Annotated in this window: 20 protein-coding genes; 14 read left to right on the plus strand and 6 right to left on the minus strand. The window is 70.0% G+C overall.

Going from position 1 to position 20,482, the window contains the following annotated elements:
* Window positions 1-10 precede the first annotated feature (10 nt).
* The 3 genes from AB0B68_RS26740 to AB0B68_RS26750 all read right to left on the minus strand — a co-directional run bounded on the left by AB0B68_RS26740 (window position 11) and on the right by AB0B68_RS26750 (window position 2,556).
* Entirely contained in the window at window positions 11-595 is a 585-nt protein-coding gene (locus AB0B68_RS26740) for a response regulator transcription factor (protein WP_357263535.1), read from the minus strand.
* A gap of 120 nt (window positions 596-715) precedes the next feature.
* Window positions 716-1,324, minus strand: a complete 609-nt coding sequence (locus tag AB0B68_RS26745; protein ID WP_357197236.1) for a response regulator transcription factor — start codon at window positions 1,322-1,324, stop codon at window positions 716-718.
* A 197-nt stretch (window positions 1,325-1,521) separates the two neighbouring features.
* Window positions 1,522-2,556, minus strand: coding sequence for a hypothetical protein (locus AB0B68_RS26750; protein ID WP_357263538.1), 1,035 nt, complete (start codon window positions 2,554-2,556; stop codon window positions 1,522-1,524).
* A gap of 388 nt (window positions 2,557-2,944) precedes the next feature.
* Between AB0B68_RS26750 and AB0B68_RS26755 the strand changes: the two genes are divergently transcribed.
* From AB0B68_RS26755 to AB0B68_RS26780, 6 genes are all read left to right on the plus strand, one after another.
* The gene (locus AB0B68_RS26755; protein ID WP_357263541.1) at window positions 2,945-5,140 is read left to right on the plus strand and encodes an EAL domain-containing protein; all 2,196 of its coding nucleotides are present in this window, start codon (window positions 2,945-2,947) and stop codon (window positions 5,138-5,140) included.
* Window positions 5,137-5,463, plus strand: coding sequence for a hypothetical protein (locus AB0B68_RS26760; RefSeq protein ID WP_355006381.1), 327 nt, complete (start codon window positions 5,137-5,139; stop codon window positions 5,461-5,463). The genes AB0B68_RS26755 and AB0B68_RS26760 overlap by 4 nt, the downstream gene beginning before the upstream one ends.
* 150 nt (window positions 5,464-5,613) lie before the next feature.
* Window positions 5,614-6,003, plus strand: coding sequence for a GntR family transcriptional regulator (locus AB0B68_RS26765; protein WP_357197247.1), 390 nt, complete (start codon window positions 5,614-5,616; stop codon window positions 6,001-6,003).
* Complete coding sequence (locus AB0B68_RS26770; RefSeq protein WP_357197250.1) at window positions 6,000-6,881, plus strand: ABC transporter ATP-binding protein; 882 nt, start codon at window positions 6,000-6,002, stop codon at window positions 6,879-6,881. The genes AB0B68_RS26765 and AB0B68_RS26770 overlap by 4 nt, the downstream gene beginning before the upstream one ends.
* Window positions 6,878-7,894 carry an ABC transporter permease subunit gene (locus AB0B68_RS26775; protein ID WP_357197253.1) on the plus strand — a complete coding sequence of 339 codons (1,017 nt, stop codon included), beginning with the start codon at window positions 6,878-6,880 and terminating at the stop codon, window positions 7,892-7,894. The genes AB0B68_RS26770 and AB0B68_RS26775 overlap by 4 nt, the downstream gene beginning before the upstream one ends.
* A gap of 135 nt (window positions 7,895-8,029) precedes the next feature.
* Entirely contained in the window at window positions 8,030-8,416 is a 387-nt protein-coding gene (locus AB0B68_RS26780) for a hypothetical protein (protein ID WP_357263545.1), read from the plus strand.
* A gap of 136 nt (window positions 8,417-8,552) precedes the next feature.
* On the opposite strand, the gene AB0B68_RS26785 is transcribed toward AB0B68_RS26780, so the two are convergent.
* From AB0B68_RS26785 to AB0B68_RS26795, 3 genes are all read right to left on the minus strand, one after another.
* On the minus strand, window positions 8,553-9,128 hold the full coding sequence (locus AB0B68_RS26785; RefSeq protein WP_357197259.1) for a hypothetical protein: 576 nt from the start codon (window positions 9,126-9,128) through the stop codon (window positions 8,553-8,555).
* A gap of 18 nt (window positions 9,129-9,146) precedes the next feature.
* A complete protein-coding gene (locus AB0B68_RS26790; protein ID WP_357263549.1) occupies window positions 9,147-10,295 on the minus strand; it encodes a zinc-dependent alcohol dehydrogenase in 1,149 nt (382 codons plus the stop codon).
* A 205-nt stretch (window positions 10,296-10,500) separates the two neighbouring features.
* On the minus strand, window positions 10,501-11,715 hold the full coding sequence (locus tag AB0B68_RS26795) for a GAF domain-containing SpoIIE family protein phosphatase (RefSeq protein ID WP_357263552.1): 1,215 nt from the start codon (window positions 11,713-11,715) through the stop codon (window positions 10,501-10,503).
* 175 nt (window positions 11,716-11,890) lie between these two features.
* Here AB0B68_RS26795 and AB0B68_RS26800 point away from each other — a divergent pair, with 175 nt between their 5' ends.
* The 8 genes from AB0B68_RS26800 to AB0B68_RS26835 all read left to right on the plus strand — a co-directional run bounded on the left by AB0B68_RS26800 (window position 11,891) and on the right by AB0B68_RS26835 (window position 20,475).
* Window positions 11,891-12,652 carry a cyclase family protein gene (locus AB0B68_RS26800; RefSeq protein WP_357263555.1) on the plus strand — a complete coding sequence of 254 codons (762 nt, stop codon included), beginning with the start codon at window positions 11,891-11,893 and terminating at the stop codon, window positions 12,650-12,652.
* Window positions 12,653-12,664: 12 nt separating this feature from the next.
* A complete protein-coding gene (locus AB0B68_RS26805) occupies window positions 12,665-14,311 on the plus strand; it encodes a thiamine pyrophosphate-binding protein (RefSeq protein WP_357263558.1) in 1,647 nt (548 codons plus the stop codon).
* Window positions 14,312-14,388: 77 nt separating this feature from the next.
* On the plus strand, window positions 14,389-14,772 hold the full coding sequence (locus AB0B68_RS26810) for a VOC family protein (protein ID WP_355006372.1): 384 nt from the start codon (window positions 14,389-14,391) through the stop codon (window positions 14,770-14,772).
* 64 nt (window positions 14,773-14,836) lie between these two features.
* Window positions 14,837-15,502 carry a GntR family transcriptional regulator gene (locus tag AB0B68_RS26815; RefSeq protein ID WP_124853711.1) on the plus strand — a complete coding sequence of 222 codons (666 nt, stop codon included), beginning with the start codon at window positions 14,837-14,839 and terminating at the stop codon, window positions 15,500-15,502.
* Window positions 15,503-15,604: 102 nt separating this feature from the next.
* On the plus strand, window positions 15,605-17,407 hold the full coding sequence (gene atzF, locus AB0B68_RS26820; protein ID WP_357263561.1) for an allophanate hydrolase: 1,803 nt from the start codon (window positions 15,605-15,607) through the stop codon (window positions 17,405-17,407).
* Window positions 17,408-17,444: 37 nt separating this feature from the next.
* Entirely contained in the window at window positions 17,445-18,134 is a 690-nt protein-coding gene (locus AB0B68_RS26825; protein ID WP_357197275.1) for an isochorismatase family cysteine hydrolase, read from the plus strand.
* Window positions 18,135-18,141: 7 nt separating this feature from the next.
* Complete coding sequence (locus AB0B68_RS26830; RefSeq protein WP_357197278.1) at window positions 18,142-18,834, plus strand: isochorismatase family cysteine hydrolase; 693 nt, start codon at window positions 18,142-18,144, stop codon at window positions 18,832-18,834.
* A 12-nt stretch (window positions 18,835-18,846) separates the two neighbouring features.
* The gene (locus AB0B68_RS26835; protein ID WP_357197281.1) at window positions 18,847-20,475 is read left to right on the plus strand and encodes a regulator; all 1,629 of its coding nucleotides are present in this window, start codon (window positions 18,847-18,849) and stop codon (window positions 20,473-20,475) included.
* The last annotated feature ends 7 nt before the right edge of the window (window positions 20,476-20,482 follow it).

The raw sequence follows: 20,482 nt of genomic DNA on the forward strand, positions 1-20,482 counted from the left end.
ACGGCGCCGGTCAGATCCAGCCCGCCTCGCCGGCCATCCGCACGGCCTCCACCCGGGTACGGGCGCCCACCTTGCGGGCGATCCGACCGAGATGGTTGCGGACGGTGCCACGGGTGAGCCCGAGCGACACCGCCACGTCCGCGACCGGCGCACCTGCGGCCGTCAGCCTCAACACCTCCGTCTCACGGCTGGTCAGTGGGCTGTCCGAGTGCAGCGCGGCGACCACGAGATCCGCGTCGAGCACGGGTTCCCGGCGGGCGAGCCGGCGGATCCCGTCGATGACCCGCTCGGGGGTGGCGTCACTGCGCAGGATGCCGACCGCCCTGGTCGGGCCCAACATGCCTCGCAACCGTCGCGCTCGATGCGGGTGCGCCAGCACCAGGACGGGACACCGGCCTAGACGGTCGGGATCGACTCCCTCGACGAAGTCGAGGTCGGCCACCACCACGTCGGGGCTTTGCGCGCGGACGGCCGCGGAGACCTCGTCGCCGCGATCCACCTCCGCCACGACACGGATGTCGTCCTCGGCGGCGAGGACGAGCGACAACGCGCCCAGAACCAGGGCGCCGTCCAGGGCGAGCAGGGTACGGATCACGATGAACCTTCCCGCACTCCGACAATGATCACGGTACGTCAACATTCAAACACGCACCCGGTGGGGTCGCACGGCGACGGGTGGGTCCGGACGTTGCCTCCGGACCCACCCCCCCAACGGCTACAACCAGCCGTTACGCCGCGCGTGCGACACCGCCTCCAAGCGGTTGCGAGCCCCGGTCTTGCGCAGAATCACCGACAGGTGATTGCGCACCGTCCCGTGTGCCAGGTAGAGGCGGCCGGCGATCTCCTTCAGCGGCAGGCCCTCGGCCGCCATCCGGAGCACGTCCATCTCCCGAGGCGTCAACGGCATCTCCGGAGGGCTCAGCACCGCGATCGCCGCGGCGGGGTCGATCGCTCGCTCCCCGGCCGCGAGCGCGCGGATCGCGCGCACCAACTCGGCCAGCGAGCTGTCCTTCCCGACCAGGCCGCGCGCGCCGGCTGCCAGCGCCGCCTCCACCAGCGTCGGGCTCCACCGTGGGCTCATCGCCAGCACGGCGGCGTGCGGCGCCTCGACGTCGATGCGGGCGACCACCTCCACCGGGTCGGGCAGCTCCGGTGTCAGTGCCAGCACCACCACCTGCGGTCGGCACCGCCGGACCACCGTCAACAGTTCACCGACACCCTCGACGTCGGCGACCACCTCCATGTCCTCCTCACGTGACAGCGCGGCGCAGAGCGCCCCGCGGAGCAAACCCATGTCCTCGGCGACGACAACGTGGATCACCACGTCTTCTCCGATCTCAGGTACGCGTCACGACGGCCACCGATCCCGGAACATCCACGGGTTGATCGGGGAGGTCGTGCGCTACAGACAGGTAGGCATCGGCCCGCGGCACCGTCACGGCGGACGGGCGCGGACACGAATCGACCGGCCAGCGGTGAAACGGGCTGCGGGCACCAGTCACCGGGGTCGGTCGACAGGCCTCAGCCGGGGCGGGTCATCGGAGAGAGGGCTCGGCTCTCGACCGGGAGCGGCACGAGATCGGCGGGCGGCCCAGCATCGACGTGCGACTGCCTCTCGAGCGGCCGGGCCAGCCCCGGGCCGGGCGTCGATCCGTTGTCGACGCTAGCGGCATCCTGGTCGGCCGGCGCTATGGGCTGACCCGACAGCAACTCGCCCACGTCCACAGGTGACGGGTGTGCGGTGGGATGCCCCGTCGAGACGGCGGCACGCGCGGGGCCGACGACGGACATCCGCTGCGGCGCGCTGGGTGGCGCCGCAGCGTGTACGGCGGCCGGGGCAGGAACCGCCGGTAGCGCCGCCACCGCCGCTGCGGGAGCCGGGCCTGTCACCGGCGTGACCGCTGGGGGTGCCGGAAGCGGAGGTGTCGCCGCCGGCACGGTCACCGGGCGTGCGACGGGTGGGAGTACGGCATCGGCGACACAGAGGAGCGCCATGACGATGGGCCGGATCGGCACCGCGTTGACGATGTCGACGACGGATGGCAGCGGCGCGGCGATCAGGCCCACCACCGGCGAGACGGTCGGCGCGCGCACCACGGGCGGGGCGGGGGCAGCTGGCTGTCGCGGTGCGTCGGCGGCGGGCTGGGCCAGTTCGACATGGCGAACTGGCCGATGAGCCGCTCGGGCCACTGAGGCCGGCCGGAGCCTCTCGCGCTCCGCCGCGCGGACCGGAACGGGCGCGGTGATTCTCGGCGCACCCGTTGACCGTCGAAGGTCCGTCGGGGGTGGCTTCTCGCGGGAGGCGACGACGTCACGGATGGGCCCTCCCAGCGGGGCGCGAAGCCCGCCGCGGCGTCTTTCGTCGGCACCCGGGGGTGCCTGGCGGACGTCGCGGGGGCGCTCGGCGACCGTGAGCTGCGCGACCGACTCGACCAGACCGCCGACTATGCGATGGGGCTCGTCACCAGACCCGTCGCGCAGCCCGTCGGCGGCGGCCGGCCCCTGGAACAGGGCGGCCACGACGAAACCGGCCCCGGCGGCAGCCGCGATCAGCACCAGCCGTCGGATAAGCCTGTGCAGCCGAGCGGCCACAAGTGGCGCGGATCGGCCTGGCCCGGACGTTGGCGTGGTGCCGATGACGGGACTTCGCACGCGGGTACGGCCCCTTCCCTCTGGATAGCTGACCCATAGTAGCGATGTGCTCACGTAGCCGCATCCGGTGACGTGTGCGCGCACCATCGCTGTTCGATCAGGTGCTCTGCCCAAAGGGCGAGGCAGGGCCGCCGGGTCACTGCTCGGGCGGGTTCGGGTCGGTCCGGGCTGATGCCGTGACAACAATCTGACTGATTGCTCAGGGCGCCGTCTGTACCGCGATGCCGATAGTGTCACTCGCGGCACCGACCTGAACTCACACTGTCACCGCAGCGAGCGCCCTGGGGGGTTGATGGCGTCGAGCAGACGTTGGGCAGTCCTGATCGGGGTCGACCAGTGCGGCCGCGACGTCCAACTGCCACCGCTTCGATACGCCGAAAGTGATGCTCTGGCCCTGCGGGATGTGTTGTTGGACCAGGACATCGGCACCTTCGACGACGGTGCGGTACAAATGTTCGTCGGTCGCGACGCCACCTGGCGCGAGATCAAGCTGTTCCTGCGTGACGTGGCCCTCCGCTCGGCGCCATCGGACGTTTTGTTCGTCTACTTCGCCGGCCATACCCTCGTTCCGCAATGGAGTGATCAGCTCGACGCCTATCTGGTCACGGCCGACCTTGACCCGGAGACGCTTGCCCGCGAACCTGACAACGGGTTACGGATGTCCTTTCTGAAACGGGACATCTTCGATGCCTTCGCCGGTGCCTCGTTCCTGGTGCTCGACTGCTGCCATGCAGGCGTGTACGCCGATGCCGACCGACGCAACATCAAGGTTCTGCAGTCGTACGCGGAGGCGGTGGACCGACCACGGCACAACGCGCTGCTCGCCTGTCCCAGCGGATCGGTGACCCGGGAGAGCGCCGAGCATCGCCACGGGACACTGACGCACCATGTCTTGCGGGCGCTGCGCGGCGGGGCGGGTGACGAGGCTGGACGGGTGTCGTTCGCGCAGATGGCGACGTTCGTCGCCGAGCAGGGCATGGATCCACCGCCGGTGCACTCGGCGCACGTCTACGGGGCGACCACGGTGCTGACCCAACCGCCGATGTCCCGCCACGACCGCCAAGCGCTCAACAGCCCGGCGAACCCGGGCGTCTCGCGCCCCTGCCTCAACCCGCTCGAAGACCAGACGAGCTCGATCCGGCAGCTGCTGGACCGGATCTTCCGTGCGGACGTCCGTTCCCCGCACCAGTCTCAGCAGAGCGAACGCGACGGACGTGTCGAACTCATCCGGCAGGCACTCGACGCGGAATCGGTCGCGGTCGTCGAGTTCACGGGCAACAGCTTCGCCGTGGTGGACCGGACGGCGCGGTTCGACAAGGACAGCCTGTCGCCGATGCTGGAGACCGCTGCCGTCGACAGGGTGAAGCATCCGAGGGCGACGCCAGGGTTTGTCGTCTCGCACGGGGTCGGTCGCCGGATGCTCTGCGTGCCTCTCGCGTTCGCCAGCGACCGCACCCTCAACCTTGCCGTGGTCGATCCGGCACTCACCCAGCTGGACATGGGCGAACCGCTGGCCGTCATGCTCCGTGCGGTCTGGGAGTCCGATCCGGTGGCCGATCCGTTGCAGTCGGAGATGACCGTCCTGACCGCCCTGCGTACCTCCTTCGGTCGACTTCCGCTCAAGCTGTATGAGGATGCCTTCGGCCTCTACCAACAGCTGATCGATTCGATGATCATGGTGTTTCAGCCGGTCGTCGAGCTGGACCAACGCGCCACCGGGGTCAGCGTGCAGAGTTTCGAGGCCCTGGCCCGCCGCAACGACCGCGAGCGGCGCGCTCCCTTGTCCGCATTGCGCATGGCCCACGACTGGGGTGACCGTTTCGTCGTCGAGCGTGACGCGATCCTCGCGGCCAAGGCGATCCACTCCTATGCCGAGGCCGACGCGGCGTCAGGATGGCAGGGCACCAAGCCGTTGTCGGTCAACGTGGCGGTCCGCTCGCTGCTCAGCGACGCGTACCTCAACCAGGTGAGCAAAGCGCTCGCCGAGGCAGGGTTGCATCCGCGAACCTTGACGTTGGAGATCTCCGAGCAGGATCCGATCACACCGGAGCCGGGCGAGCGATGGCCGCAGGAGCCCTTGGTCTACTTCCACAACCGGCTGACCACACTCGCGCGAGAACTCCGGATCAGCTTCGCAGTCGACGACTTCGGAGTGGGTTACGCATCGCTGGCGCGTATGGCCGAGCTTCCGCTCACCCAGATCAAGGTCGACCGGGCGATCCTGCACCACCCTATGGCGTTGGAGGAACTCGCACTCGTGGCGCGCGTCGCTCGATACGCCAGCGACCAGGGGCAGACCGGGCAGCCGAGGACGGTCATCGTCGAGGGCTTCGACGATGACGCCCCGGTCAGTCTCTACGAGATCTTCCGGCTGGGGATCCATCACGTGCAGGGCTACTTCAGCGGCGGGGTCGCCTCAGCCACGCTGCGCGAGTTGGACCCAGCCGTGCAGGAGCGGATCGCCTCACTCGTGAGAGGGAAGACGTGACCAGCGTCAAGCTACTGCTACCTGCTGAAGTGATCGAGGAACTCGATCTGCCCTACGAGGGTGTTCGCGACAGCGGTGCGATCACCGTGGCGATCGAGGGGATCGCGGTGTTGGCGAATCTCGCCACCCTGGCCACGCTGCAGCCACAGGCGGAGTCGTTGGTTGCCGCGATACGCAATTGGCGCCTGCGCAACCACCAGAAGCCGGCGGTGTTGACGGTCGAGGGGGCGAACATCAGCCTGCGGATCGAGCTGCCCCCCAACGTCAACCGGGCGACCCTGCTTCGCCAACTTGAACCACTGCTCGACGAAGAGAGCCGCTAGGGCGGCCTCCAGGACTGACCGGCCCACGCCGCGCCCGGTGACTGGACGGGTGGTCGCCTCGGGATCCGTGGTGCGAGAAGCGTCATCTACTGGCGGACAGGCCTGCCATGGCCCTATTGTGCTAGGCAACTAGTGAAATGGGGTGGCGAGGTGATCGAGTTTCACCTGGACGCGCGGTCCGGGGTCGCGCCGTACATGCAGCTCATCCGACAGGTACGGCACGCGCTCCGGCTCGGAGTCCTGAACGAGGGCGACAAGCTGCCCACAGTGAAGGAGGTGGTGGCCCGGGTCGCCATCAACCCGAACACGGTGTCCAAGGCGTACCGCGAGTTGGAGTACGAGGGCTTGGTCACCGCTCGGCCCGGGCTGGGCACGTTCGTCACCCGCTCGCTGGTCGGCGATTCGCTGAGCAAGCATGAGCCGCTGCGGCAGGGCCTGGCCCGCTGGCTGACCGAGGCACGGGAGGCGGGCCTGGACGACGAGAGCATCGAGGCGCTCTTCCTCAGCAGCTTTCGGGCATTTTCGGAGGTCCGAGGATGACTAGTGCCCTGTTGGCGGACGGTCTGACCAAGTGGTACGGGCGGCGCTCCGCACTGAAGGATTGCACTCTGGACATTCCGGCCGGCCACGTCGTGGGCCTGGTCGGGCCGAACGGCGCCGGTAAGTCCACGCTGCTGCAACTGGCCTGCGGGCTGCTCGATCCGACCGCGGGGCGGATCGAGGTGCTCGGCGCGCGGCCGGTTAGCGGGTCGCCGCGGGTCGGGTTCGTGGCGCAGGACACCCCGGTCTACGCCGGCCTGACCGTCGCCGACCACCTGCGGATGGGCGCGCACCTCAACCCGTCCTGGGACGCTGCCCTCGCCGAGCGGCGCATCGCCCAGGTCGGCCTGGACCCGGCACAGAAGGCGGGCAAGCTCTCCGGTGGCCAGCGCGCCCAACTGGCCCTGACCATCGCCGCGGCGAAGCGTCCCAGCCTGCTGCTGCTCGACGAGCCGGTGGCGGCACTCGACCCGCTCGCCCGGCGCGGTTTCCTGCAGGGGCTGATGGAGCTGACCGCCGAGCAGGGCATGAGCATCGTGATGTCCTCGCATCTGGTCGCCGACCTGGAACGGGTCTGCGACCACCTGATCGTGCTGGTCGCCTCCCGGGTGCGGGTGGCCGGCGACGTGGACGACCTGCTCGCCACCCACCACCGTCTGGTCGGGCGGCGGCGCGACACCGCCGAGCTGGGCGCCGGGCGAGCTGTGGTCGAGCAGAGTCACACCGAGGTGCAGTCGACCCTGGTGGTGCGCAGCACAGCGCCGATCGTCGACCCGTCCTGGCAGGTCGACCGGCTGGACCTGGAGGACATCGTGCTGGCGTACATGAGCGGTGCCACCGGCGAGGGCACGGGTCGGATTCTGGAGGGACAGCGATGATCTGGATGACGTGGCGGCAGTTCCGCACCCCGGCCCTGGCCACCGGCACCCTGTTGCTGGTGCTCCTGGGCGGTCTGGCGCTGACCTGGTCCGAGGTCACGGAGCTGGCCACGCAGACCGGATACACCGGCTGCCAGGGCGATGCCTGTCGTGCCGCCGGCGAGGCGTTCCTGCAGGCGTTGCAACGGGGTTGGGCGAGTGAGTTCCACATCGCCGCCATCGGGACCCTGTACCTGCTGCCCGCCCTGGTGGGCATCTTCTGGGGCGCGCCGCTGGTGGCCCGGGAGTTGGAGTCCGGCACGTACCGCATGGTCTTCAGCCAGTCCGTCAGCCGCGGCCGCTGGCTGCTGGTCAAACTGGCGGCCGGCTGCGGTGCCGCCGCGCTCGGCGCCGGCCTGCTCAGCCTGGTGCTGACCGAGTGGGCGCAGCCGATCGACGGGGCCTCGGCGGACCGCATGAACCCGCTGGTGTTCGCGGCCCGGGGGATTGTGCCGATCGGCTATGCCACGCTGGCCTTCGTGGTGGGTGTCGCCACCGGGCTGCTGCTGCGGCGGACTCTCGCCGCGATGGCGGTGACCCTGCTGGTGGTGGTCAGCCTGCAGATCGCCGCGCCGTTCGTGGTGCGCCCCTGGCTGGCTCAGCCGGTCACCACGGTCAGCCCCCTGCAGTTCGACGGTGATTACGGGATCTCGATGAGCCCTGACACAGGGCGGATGACGGTCCATGTCGAGCCCGACCGCAGGGGTGACTGGATCGTGTCGAGCACCACGATCACCTCGACCGGAGCGGAGTTCACTGGTCCGGCCGATATGACCCAGTGCGGGCCGAGGGCGTCCGGTGGGCGCGAGGCGTGCCAGAGTTGGCTGGGGAAGCAGAACCTCAGCCTGAAGGTGAGCTACGTGCCCGGCTCGAAGTTCTGGGACCTGCAATGGCGGGAGTTCGGCGCGCTGTTCGCGCTGACCGTCGCGCTGTCCCTGTTCTCCCTCTGGTGGGTCCGCCGCCGACTGGTCTGACGGCACAGCCAGCGGCCGAGATCGAGGACGTGCAGCGTCCCGCCCGGACTACGTCGTTTCAAGTGGTTGACCTGTCAAATTTCCGCCGGTAGTTTAAATTCCGCATCTACCGGTATCTATGAAACCAGGTGAACCGTGCTGTTGAAATCCATCGCCATCGCCGCGTCCGTCGCAGGCGTGCTGGCCACCGCCCCCGCCGCCTCGGCGGCAGCACCCGGAGTGTCGATACAAGGCTGGGGGTCCGGGAACTGCCCGCAGGGCATGCTCTGCATCTGGCCCAACTGGAATCACCCGCCGCAAGGTCCCGTGGAGACGCCGTCTCTGACGACCAACAGCGAGTGGACCGGCAGCATCCAGGGGTTCAACTTCTACAACGGCACGGGCCGCGACGCCGTGATATCCGGGTTCACTTTCGGCTCGTCGATTCCCTTCACGAATTGCGCTCCTGCCGGCGGGACCGGGGGAAACCTGTATATACCGGTCAACGTGACGAAGGTGACTTGGCAGCTGACCCCCTGCTGATCCTGGCCGGGTTGCCGTCCGCGTCGCGCGACACCCCCACCTCCACTCGTGGCGCGCAGGTGGGTTGAAGTGGGGCGTTCGATGTTCGGTGCCGCCAGGGAAAGTGTCTCGGCGCGGCTCCACCGCAGAGGCCGGCTTAGTTCCTTGCGCGGCCGGCGACCCGGCGGAGGGCCAGGTAGGCGACCCCCGCGGCCAGCACCCAGGGCGCGGCGACGAGGACCGGGTCGAGCGGATGGTGGACGCGGTCGACCCGGTTGCCGCTCAGCCGGGACGAGAGCCCGTGGTGCGTGAACTCGCTCAGGACACCAGTTTCGGTGATCGGATTGTCAGGGTGGCGGGTCAGGAACGACGCCAAGGCGCCCTCGACCGCGTCCACCCGGTCGGCAGCGAGCAGGAGCAGCCAGTGGGCGGCCCGTCCCTCGCTGTACCTGCGGTAGGAGTACCGACGGATCACCCCGGACAGGCCTCTGGGCGGGCACGAGGTACCGAACACCGGGGTGAGGAACTTGTGCTCGATCGACCGCTCCCTCGGCCACTTCTCAGGCTGCCGCTCGGGGAACTCCCAGTGCGCACCGTTGAGGGTCGGGTCGAACCGCTCCTGCGGCACCGAGGGTCGGTCCTTCGGGTCCAGGTCGACACCCCAGCCAGGGATCCGGGCACGCAACTCGTCGCTGGACTCGGCGAGTTTCGGCTTGTCTGCTGTGTAGGCCATGTCGGGCTCCCGATCAGGTCAGGCGGGGTTCGGAACGATCAGCGGCTTGATGCAGCCGTCGAGCTTGGCGGAGAAGATGTGGTACGCCTCGGCGATGTGCTCCAGCGGAATCCGGTGGGTCACGATGTCGCTGGGCTTGAGGTAGCCGTTGCGGATGTGCTCGAACAGGCGCGGCCACTGCCGCTTCACCGGGCACTGGTTCATCCGCAGGGTCAGGCCCTTGTTCAGCGCGTCACCGAACTTGACCGCGCTGAACATCGGCCCGTACGCGCCCATCACCGAGACGTTGCCGCCCTTGCGTACCGCGTCGATCGCCCAGTTGAGGGCGACCGGGGAGCCACCCTGCAGTTTCAGCTTCGCGGCGGTGACGTGCTGGAGGAGGTTGCCGTCCGCCTCCGCGCCGACGGCGTCGATGGCCACGTCGGCGCCCAGGTGGTCGGTCATCTTCTTCAGGTGCACGACGATGTCGTCGTACTCGCCGAAGTTGTAGGTCTCGGCGTGGGCGAACGACGCCGCCTTCTCCAGCCGGTAGTCGAGGTGGTCGATGACGATGACCCGGCCGGCGCCCATCAGCCAGGCCGACTTCGCCGCGTACAGGCCCACGGGTCCGGCGCCGAAGACCACGACCACGTCACCCTCGACGATGTCACCGAGCTGCGCACCGAAGTAACCGGTGGCGAGCGCGTCGGTGAGCAGGACGGCGTCGTCGTCGTCCATCCACTCGGGGATCAGGCTCGGGCCGATGTCGGCGAACGGCACCCGGACGTACTCGGCCTGACCGCCGTCGTAGCCGCCGCAGGTGTGTGAGTAGCCGTAGATGCCGCCGACGGCTGTGGCGTTGGGGTTGACGTTGTGGCAGTTGCTGAACAGCCCCCGGGCGCAGAAGAAGCACGACCCGCAGTAGACGTTGAAGGGAACCATCACCCGGTCACCCGGCTGGACGTTGCGCACCGACGGACCGACCTCGTCGACCACGCCGACGAACTCGTGACCGAAGGTCATCCCGACCCGGGTGTCGGGCATCATTCCGTGGTAAAGGTGCAGGTCGGACCCGCAGATCGCCGCTCGGGTCACCTTGATGATCGCGTCGTTGGGATGTTCGATGGCGGGACGGTCCTTCTCCTCCACCCGCAGGCGGTACGGACCGCGGTAGACCATTGCTCGCATTGACTGCCTCCTGGACCTGAGCGATGGCGGACGTGTCGCCCCGGGTCCCCGTCCGAAGCACTGCGACGCTGGTACCCCTGTCTATTGCCGACAAACCGGAGCTGGTTGAGCGACGCTTGGCCTACTCGGCGCAACGACGCGGTGACGCCGTGCAAGGCGGTGGCCAGGTCGGTGCCGACGAACTGGTGGGGCGAGGCGATGACGTTCAGTGGCTCAGACGGCGGATGACCAGCAGAGCGATGTCGTCGTTGGGACGCTCCTCCGCGGTGGTGACCATGATGTGGTCGCACAACGCCTCGGCTGGCCCCGACTGCACGGCGCCGGCGAGACGCTCGATGCCGGTGTCGATCACTTCGCTGCGGCGTTCGACCAGTCCGTCGGTGTAGAGGACGAGTGACGCACCCGGCGGTAGGTCCAGAACGGTGGTTCGGCGATCGACTGATGGTCGACCCACACCGAGTGGGCGGTCCACCGCCAGGTCGACAGGCCGGGTGGGGTGGCCGGGGACGGCCAGCAGCGGTGGCAGATGGCCGGCGGAGGAGAGGTGCACAGTCGTGCGGTCGGGTGCGATCAGGGCGTAGACGGCGGTGGTGAGGCTGCCGGCCTCGAAGTGGTGGATCTTGCGGTCGAGAGAGGTCAGCGCGGTGGCGGGATCGTCGGAATCGAGAGCGTAGGCGCGTAGCGCGCTGCGGATGCGTCCCATGACGACGGCGGACGGCAGCCCGTGGCCGGAGACATCACCGATGACGGCACCCAGCCAGCCCGACGGCAACGTGAAGACGTCGTACCAGTCGCCGCCGATGCCGAGGTCGTGGCCGGGCACGTACCGGGCGGCCAGGTCCAGGCCGGGGATGTCGGGCAGCCGGCCGGGTAGCAGGCTGCGTTGCAGGGCCAGCGCCGCCTGCCGGTCGAGAACCTGTGCTCGGGCCTGCCCTGCCAGGCCGGCGCGATCGGCAACGAGCTGCAGCAGCCGCACGTCGTCGGGACCGAACCGCCGCAGGGCCAGAGAGCCGACGTGCAGTACGCCGACGAGGTTGCCGTTGACGAGCATGGGCACGCCCAGCAGGGCACGTATGCCCGTGGCGAGCAGGATCGGATTCACCACGTCGTCGGGCGTCACGTTGTCGATCGTGACCGGGGCGCGTGTCGCTGCCACTCGGCCGGCGAAGCCGCGCCCGACCCGGATGCGGAAACCGCGGCGCACCTCCTCCTCCAGGCCCTTGGCCGCGGTCGCGACGAGCTCGCCGGTGTGGTCGTCGAGCAGCAGAATGGTGGCGGTGTCGACCTTGAGCAGGTCCCGGACCCGCTCAAGGAGCTCGTCGAGCAACTCGGCGATGTTGAGCCCCGACAGGGCGGCGTCGGTGATCGCCTCGATACGTCTCAGTCGCTCCTCGTTCGTCACCAGGTCGGCGTCGGTCACCCAAGCAGCCTAGACGTCGACGCGACGCCGACGGCACGTCAGGAGCTAGATCAACAGTGTCGTGGCTCCGACGTGGGGTACCTGCCCGCCGAGTGACCGCCCCGGTCCGACACGGGAGGAACGGGCTTGTGGGCGCCGGTCCTATCTGGAGTATGAGCGGGTGTACCGTCGCCGCATGACGGTGCTGCAGGAGTTTGTCGCCGCTCTCTCCAGCGGCCGGATCCAGGTTGTCGACCTCACCGCTCCGCTCTCGGACCAGACCCCGATCCTGGGTCTGCCCGAGCAGTTCGGCCAGACCTGGCCGTTTCAGCTCAGCGAGATCAGCCGGTACGACGAGAGGGGTCCGGCCTGGTACTGGAACAACTTCTCCACCGGTGAGCACACCGGCACCCACTTCGACGCCCCGGTGCACTGGGTCACCGGTCAACAGGGCGCGGACGTGTCGCAGGTTCCGGTGAGCCAGTTGATCGCCCCGGCGGTGGTGATCGACCACGCCGCCGACGCCGCCGAGAATCCCGACTTCCTGCTCGAGGTCGAGCACGTCAAGGCATGGGAGGCGGAACATGGCGCCCTGCCCAGCGGTGGCTGGCTGCTCTACCGCACCGGCTGGGACGCGTACGGCGACGACCCGGAGCGGTACGCCAACGCCGGGCGTACCCCGGGCATCTCCGTGGAGTGCGCCCGCTGGCTGGCCGAGGAGTCACCCATCCAGGGCGTCGGGGTGGAGACGGTCGGGACCGACGCGGGCGCCGCGCACTCGTTCGACCCGCCGTTCCCGTGCCACTCGTTCCTGCTGGGCCAGGACAAGTACGGCCTGACCCAGCTCCGTAACCTGGCGCAGTTGCCGGCGACCGGCGCGGTGGTGATCGCCGGGCCGCTGCCCATCGTCTCCGGGTCGGGCAGCCCGTGCCGGGTCCTCGCGCTGGTCGAACGGTAGGCCGGACCACCGATGCGGGTAGCCGAGGTGGTCGGGCGGGTCCTGTACGGACACGGCGCACGGCACGTCTTCGGGGTGGTCGGCAGTGGCAACTTCCATGTCACGAACGCGCTCGTCGCGGCCGGCGCCCGGTTCGTGGCGGCGGCCCACGAGGGCGGCGCGGCGAGCATGGCAGACGGGTACGCCCGCACCGCCGGGACGGTGGGGCTGCTCTCGGTGCACCAGGGCCCCGGCGTCACCAACGCGCTGACCGGCCTCACCGAGGCGGCGAAGAGCCGTACCCCGATGGTGGTCCTGGCCCCGGAGGCGACCGCGCCGCTGTCGAACTTCTTCATCGACCTGCCGGCACTCGCCGCCTCGGTCGGGGCCGACTTCCACCGGGTACGCGCGACGCACGCGGCCGAGGACGCGGGCGCGGCCTACCGGGCCGCCGCCCGGGGCGCGACAGTGGTGCTGGGCCTCCCGTTGGAGGTGCAGCAAGCAGTGACCGAACCATGGTCCGGCCCGGTCCCCGCGGCCGCGCCGACCCCGGTCACCGCCCCGCAGATCGAGCCGTTGCTGGCCGCGCTCCAGGCTGCCCGCCGACCGGTGTTCATCGCCGGTAGGGGCGCACGCTCGGCCCGGGAGCCGCTGATCCGGCTCGCCGACGCGTGCGGCGCGTTGCTCGCGGTCTCGGCCGCGGCGAAGGGGCTGTTCGCCGGGAACCCGTGGAACCTCGACGTGGCCGGCGGCTTCGCCACCCCGCTCGCCGCCGAGCTGATCGGCGGGGCGGATCTGGTCGTCGCCTGGGGCAGCACGCTGAACATGTGGACCACCCGGCACGGCGAACTGATCCCGCCCGCCGCCGTCGTCGTCCAGGTCGACCGCGACCCGGCCGCGTTCGGGGTCAACCGCCCGGTCGACCTGGCGGTGGCCGGCGAGGTGACGGCGGTCGCCGAGGCGTTGCTCGCCCGGCTGGGCGTCGGCTCCAGCGGGCCCGGGGGCGCGCGGACCGGCGGGTGGCGTACGCCGGACCTGGCACAACTGATTCGCCACCATGGCCGGTGGCGGACCGTTCCGTACCAGGATGAGGGCGGCGGTGCCCCGGCGACGATCGACCCGAGGACGCTCTCGACCGCCCTGGACGACCTGCTGCCGGCCGACCGGACGGTGGTGGTCGACTCCGGCAACTTCATGGGCTACCCGTCGATGTGGCTCGACGTGCCGGACGTGGCCGGATTCTGTTTCACCCAGGCGTTCCAGTCGGTCGGGCTCGGGCTGGCCAGCGCGCTCGGCGCGGCGGTCGCCCGCCCGGACCGGCTCACCGTCGCCGCGGTCGGCGACGGTGGCTTCGTCATGTCCGCCACCGAACTGGTCACCGCCGTCCGGCTGGCGCTACCCCTGCTCGTGGTGATCTACGACGACGCGGCGTACGGGGCGGAGGTGCACCACTTCGGCCCGGACGGGCACCCGTTGGAGACGGTCACCTTCCCCGAGACCGACCTGGCCGCGATCGCCGGTGGCTACGGCTGCGACGGGTTGACCGTCCGGACCGTCGACGACCTCGAACCGGTACGCCACTGGCTCGCTGGTCCCCGTACCCGACCGTTGGTGATCGACGCCAAGGTCAGCGCCGCGCGCGGATCGTGGTGGTTGGAGGAGGCGTTCCGTGGCCACTGAGCCACCGTCGTACCCACGCCGACGCTGCCGCCCGGCCTGCTGGTGACACGGTGTCACAACTCGCGTACGTTGGCTCGATGGCCACTCTCTGGACCCTGGGATGCGACGCCGATGATCCCCAACGGATCGCTGCCTTCTGGGCGTTGGCCCTCGGCTATGTCAAGGAACCCGGTTTCGACGAGCCCGACAACGCGTCCATCGTCGACCCGGACGGTCGGGGCCCGGCCATCGGCTTCCTCAAGGTCCCCGAAGGCAAGTCCGCCAAGAATCGCATGCACATCGACATCCGGGTGGCTGGGCCTGACTCCGGCGACATGGTCGAGCGCGCCCGGCTGATCCGGCAGAGGGTGCCCGAACTGGTTGCCGCCGGCGCGACTGTGGTCCGCGAGGAGTGCTACGGCGATGTCCTCGGGCACGTCGTCATGCTCGACCCTGAGGGCAACGAGTTCTGCGTCGCCTGACGCCGTGGTCAGGCGTTTGCGGGTGGGGCCGGAGTGTCCGGCGGCAGGTGGCAGACTCATCGGCGTGGACGACGTGGCCGCATCGACGGTGGATGGTGAGCTGGAGAGCGTCAGCCTGGTGGACCTCGCCGTCTCTCGGCTGACCCGGGAAATCCTCAGCGGCAAGAGTGACCCGGGCGAGCGCCTGGTGGAGGAGCAGTTGACCCGGCGGCTGGGGATCAGCCGGGCTCCGTTGCGGGAGGCGCTGCGGCTGCTGGCCCAGCAGGGGCTGGTCGAGCACGTGCCCCGGCGCGGTGTTCGGGTCGCCACCCTGTCGGACCGCGACGTGCGGGAGCTGTACGAGCTGCGTGACGTGCTGGAACGCTTCTCGGTACGGGCGGGGATCCCGGTCGCCAGGGAGAGTGACCTCGCCGGACTGCGGGCGACGCTGGACCAGTTGAGGGAGGCGACCCGGGCCGGCGACCGGATGGCGGTCGCCGAGTCGCACCGGGAGTTCCACGTCGCGCTTGTGGCGCTCGCCGGTAACCGTCAGCTTTCCGCTGTGTACGGCTCGATCCTGGTGAAGCTTCAGCTCTACATGGCGATCAACCTGCGCCGGGAGGCGGAACTGGCGCAGCCGCTGGACGGTGTCCACCGGCATGAGCGGTTGTTCGAGGCTGTCGCCGGGGGAGACCCGGAAGAGGTACTCACAGTGCTCTCCGGGCACGGCGCTCGCTCGTATCTGGGCTAGCCGGAGGTCGGCCGTGGCCCGGCGGAGTCGGGGCCACGCGCCGTCATGGTGTCGTTACGTGACGCGCGGGTTCCTGTAACAGAACAGTCGACAATCGACAGTATGCCAGAGCGAGTAGGGTCCATTTCGGAGCTTCGGTCGGCGTACCGTGAGGGCAGCCTGACCCCGGCGGACCAGGCCGAGCGAGTCCTGGACGGGCTCGCCGGGCGCGACGACGGACCGGTCTGGATCAGCACCGTCCCGGCCGATCGTCTGCGTGAGCGCGCCGAGTCGCTGAGCCGCTACGGCGATCCCGCGCTGCCGCTGTACGGGATCCCGTTCGCGGTGAAGGACAACATCGACGTGGCCGGCATGGTCACCACGGCGGGCTGCCCCGACTTCGGGTACGAGGCCGTCGAGGACGCGCCAGTGGTGCGGCGACTCCTCGACGCCGGCGCGCTGCTTGTCGGCAAGACCAACCTCGACCAGTTCGCCACCGGTCTGACCGGCGCCCGCTCGCCGTACGGCAGTTGCCAGAGCGTGTTCGGCGGCGGCCTCATCTCCGGGGGTTCCAGCTCCGGCTCGGCGGTCGCCGTAGCTGCGGGCCAGGTCAGCTTCGCCCTGGGTACGGACACCGCCGGCTCCGGTCGGGTGCCGGCGGCGCTCAACGGGATCGTCGGCCTCAAGCCCACCCGGGGTCTGCTCAGTACGGCCGGCGTGGTGCCCGCCTGCCGCTCACTGGACTGCGTGTCGGTCTTCACCTCCGACGTGGCTGGCGCCCTCGACGTGCTGCACGCCGCCCGGGCGGTCACCGCGGCCGACCCCTGGGGGCGTCCATTCCCGGCCGAGCGGGTGGTTCCCCGCCTGCCGGGGACGCTCCGCCTCGGGGTGCCGTGGGCGGAGGACCTGGAGTTCTTCGGCGACAGCGGCCAGCAGGCCCGGTTCGCGGCAGGGGTGGAACGCCTGCACACTTTCGTCGGGTCACGTCGGTCGGTGCCGCTCGGTGCCTTCTTCGAGGCGGGCGACCTGCTCTACCGGGGGCCGTGGGTGGCCGAGCGGCTCGTCGCCCTGGACGGCTTCCTGCGGTCGCACCCCGAGTCGGTCTTCGAGGTGACCCGTGCCGTACTGGAGACCGGGCGTCGTTACGACGCGATCGACGCCTTCCGCGGTCAGCACCGCCTGCGCGAACTGCGAGCCCAGGTCGACCAGCTCTGGCAGGACGTCGACGTGCTGGTGGTGCCCACCGTCGGCACCACCTTCACGCTCGACGAGATCGCCGAGGATCCGATCGGGCGCAACGCGATGCTCGGCCGCTACACCCAGTTCGCGAATCTGCTCGACCTGGCCGCGGTGACCGTACCCAACGGGTTCACCAGCTCCGGCCGCCCGGCAAGCCTGACCCTGGTCGGCCCGGCGTTCAGCGACACCACCCTGGCCAGGCTGGCCGCCGCGGTCACCGAGGGCGGGCCGTCGGCCCAGATGGTCGAGGCGAGCCCGCCGCCTCCCCAGCGCTCGGCTGAACTGCTTGTCGCCGTGGTCGGCCGGCACCTGACCGGCGAATCCCGCAACGGCGAGCTGCTCGGGCGCGGCGCGGTCCTCGCCGGTACCGCCCGCACCGCGCCGCTCTACCGGCTGTACCGGATGGACACGCCCGATGGCGAAGGGCTGCCAGGCCTGGTCCGGATCGGCCCGGACGGGGCGAACGGTCACCCGATCGAGGTCGAGCTGTGGCGGCTGCCCAGCGCGGCTCTCGGTGGGTTGCTGGCCGGAGTGCCAGCACCCCTCTCGCTCGGTTGGGTCCAGCTGCACGACGGACGTGACGTGCTCGGTTTCCTCTGCGAAGCGTACGCGGCGGGCCCGCCGGCCGAGGACATCAGCGCCAGCGGAGGGTGGCGGGCCTACCGGCGATCCGCCGCCCGGCGCTGACGCGCCAGCATCAGCGATCACGACAGGAGGCGAGAGGATGGGCAGCATCGGGCCGGTAACGGCCAACCCCTACCCGTGGCCCTACGACGGCGTGGCGGACACCGCGCGTACCGCACTGCTCTGCATCGACTGGCAGACCGACTTCTGCGGGCCGGGCGGCTACGTCGACGCGATGGGTTACGACATCGGCCTCACCCGGGCCGGCCTGCCGGCCACTGCCCGGCTGCTCGAGCACGCGCGATCGCTCGGGATGCTTGTCGTGCACACCCGGGAGGGACACGACCCGCAGTTGTCCGACCTGCCGGCGAACAAGCTGTGGCGTTCGGCGCGCATCGGCGCCGAAATCGGCGCGCCCGGCCCGGCCGGCCGGATCCTGGTCCGGGGCGAGCCGGGCTGGGAGATCGTGCCGGAAGTGGCCCCGGTGGCCGGCGAAGTGATCATCGACAAGCCCGGCAAGGGTGCCTTCTACGCGACGAACCTCGACCTGGTGCTCCGCAGCAGGGGCATCACCCACCTGATCCTCACCGGCATCACCACCGACGTCTGCGTGCACACCACGATGCGCGAGGCGAACGACCGGGGGTACGAGTGCCTCATCCTCTCCGACTGCACCGGCGCCACCGACAAGGCCAACCACGACGCGGCACTGCACATGGTCACCATGCAGGGCGGCGTCTTCGGCTGCGTCACCACATCCGACGACGTCATCGCCGCCACGGCCGAGTGAGGTGCCCATGGTGACCATCGCGGCGGCGCGGCCCGGCCCGTACGCCTTCGACATCTCGACCACGGCTCTGCTCGTCATCGACATGCAGCGCGACTTTCTGGAGCCCGGCGGGTTCGGTGAGAGCCTGGGCAACGACGTCGGCCAGTTGCGCCGCACCATCGCACCGCTCGCGGCGCTGCTGGCCGCCGCCCGCGCCGTCGGCCTGAGTGTCGTGCACACCCGCGAGGGGCACCTGCCCGACCTGTCCGACTGTCCGCCGGCCAAGCTCAGCCGCGGTGCGCCGAGCAGGCGGATCGGTGATCCCGGACCCAAGGGTCGCATCCTCGTCCGGGGCGAGTACGGCCACGACATCATCGACGAGCTGAGGCCGCTGCCCGACGAGCCGGTCATCGACAAGCCCGGCAAGGGTGCCTTCCACGCCACCCACCTGGACGTCCTGCTCGCCGAGCGGGGTGTTCGTAGCCTCCTGGTCACCGGGGTCACCACCGAGGTCTGCGTGCACACCACCGTCCGGGAAGCCAACGACCGCGGGTACGAGTGCCTCGTGCTCGCCGACTGCGTCGGGTCCTACTTCCCGGAATTCCACCGGGTCGGCCTCGACATGATCGTCGCCCAGGGCGGCATTTTCGGCTGGGTCGCCGACTCGGCGCAGGTACGCGCCGCGCTACCCGCCACCCCCGTGTTGCAGCCCTCCTCCTGACCGGGAGCAGTCATGGTCTCGACCAAACCCACAAGCGTCGCGCTGCCGTACTGGGTCCGCGGCGACACCAACGCGTTCTTCGGATTCGGCGTCAACGTCCTTGTCAACGTGCTCACCCTGACCGGGCTCTGCCTCGCCGTGGTGAACCTCCCCGAGGGGGAGGTGTTCGGCACCATCCTGCCGGCACTGGGCATCGCCCTGGTCGCCGGGAACATCTACTACACCTACCTGGCCCGCCGGCTGGCTCGACGGGAGAACCGCACCGACGTGACGGCCCTGCCGTACGGGCCGAGCGTGCCGCACATGTTCATCGTCATCTTCGTCATCATGCTCCCCATCTACCTGCGCACCCAGGATCCGGTGCGGGCCTGGGAGGCCGGGCTGGCGTGGGCCTTCATCATCGGCGTGATCGTGCTGATCGGCGCGTTCGTCGGGCCCTACATCCGCCGGTACGCGCCACGGGCCGCGCTGCTCGGCACCCTTGCGGGAATCTCCATCACGTTCATCTCGATGAACCCCGCCGGGCAGATGTGGCGGATGGCCTGGGTCGCCCTGCCGGTCCTCGCGCTGCTGCTGATCGGGTTGTTGACCGACGTGAAGTTGCCGTTCAACTTCCCGATCGGGCTCGCCGCACTGCTGCTCGGTACCGCGATCGGCTGGGCCGGCGGTGCCATGTCGGTGCCGGACGTCACGGCCGCCGCCCGGGACATCGCGATCGCCGTACCCTCGTTCAAGCTGGACCTGCTCTTCACCGGGCTGGCCGACATGGCGCCTCTGCTGGCGACGGCGATCCCCCTCGGTGTCTACAACTTCACCGAGGGAATGACGAACGTGGAGAGCGCGGCCACCGCGGGAGACAACTACAACCTGCGCAGCGTGCTGCTCGCCGATGGCGCGGGTGCGGTGATCGGGGCCGCGCTCGGCTCGCCGTTCCCACCGGCCGTCTATGTCGGTCACCCGGGTTGGAAGGCCGCGGGTGGACGCAGCGGTTACTCGATGGCGACCGGTGTGGTGATCGCGTTGCTCTGCTTCCTCGGCATGTTCGGGCTGCTCGGCGCGATCTTCCCGACGGCGGCGATCGTGCCGATTCTGCTCTACATCGGGTTGCTGATCGGGGCGCAGGCGTTCCAGGCGACCCCCAGGGCGCACGCCGCCGCAGTGGTCGCGGCGCTGATTCCGAACATCGCCGCCTGGGCGACCGGGCAGATCGACAACGCTCTGGCAGCGGCGGGCACCACCGCCGCGGCGGTCGGCGACGATGCGCTCAACGGCGCTGGCGTGATCTACGACGGGCTTCTGGTGCTGGGTCAGGGCGCGATCCTCGCCGGCCTGGTGCTCGGCGCGGTGGTGGTCTTCATCATCGACAAGCGGTTCGTTCGGGCCGCGATCTTCGCCGGCTCCGGTGCGCTGTTGTCGTTCATCGGGTTGATCCACGGCGAACGGATCGAGTGGAACGCCAACGGCCAGGTGGCGCTCGGCTACCTCTTCGTCGCGGTGATCTGTGTGGTCTTCGCGCTGGGCCGCCCCACGCCCCGCGATCCCGGCCCGGAGGAGGTCGAGCCGGACGTGGAACCGGGTCGGGCCGGGCCGGTCACCGATCGGTCAGCGGAGGAGCAGCGGACGTCGGCCCTGAGCGGGTGAGCCGGCC

It is taken from the genome of Micromonospora sp. NPDC049049 (genome assembly GCF_040649115.1).
Lineage (GTDB): Bacteria > Actinomycetota > Actinomycetes > Mycobacteriales > Micromonosporaceae > Micromonospora.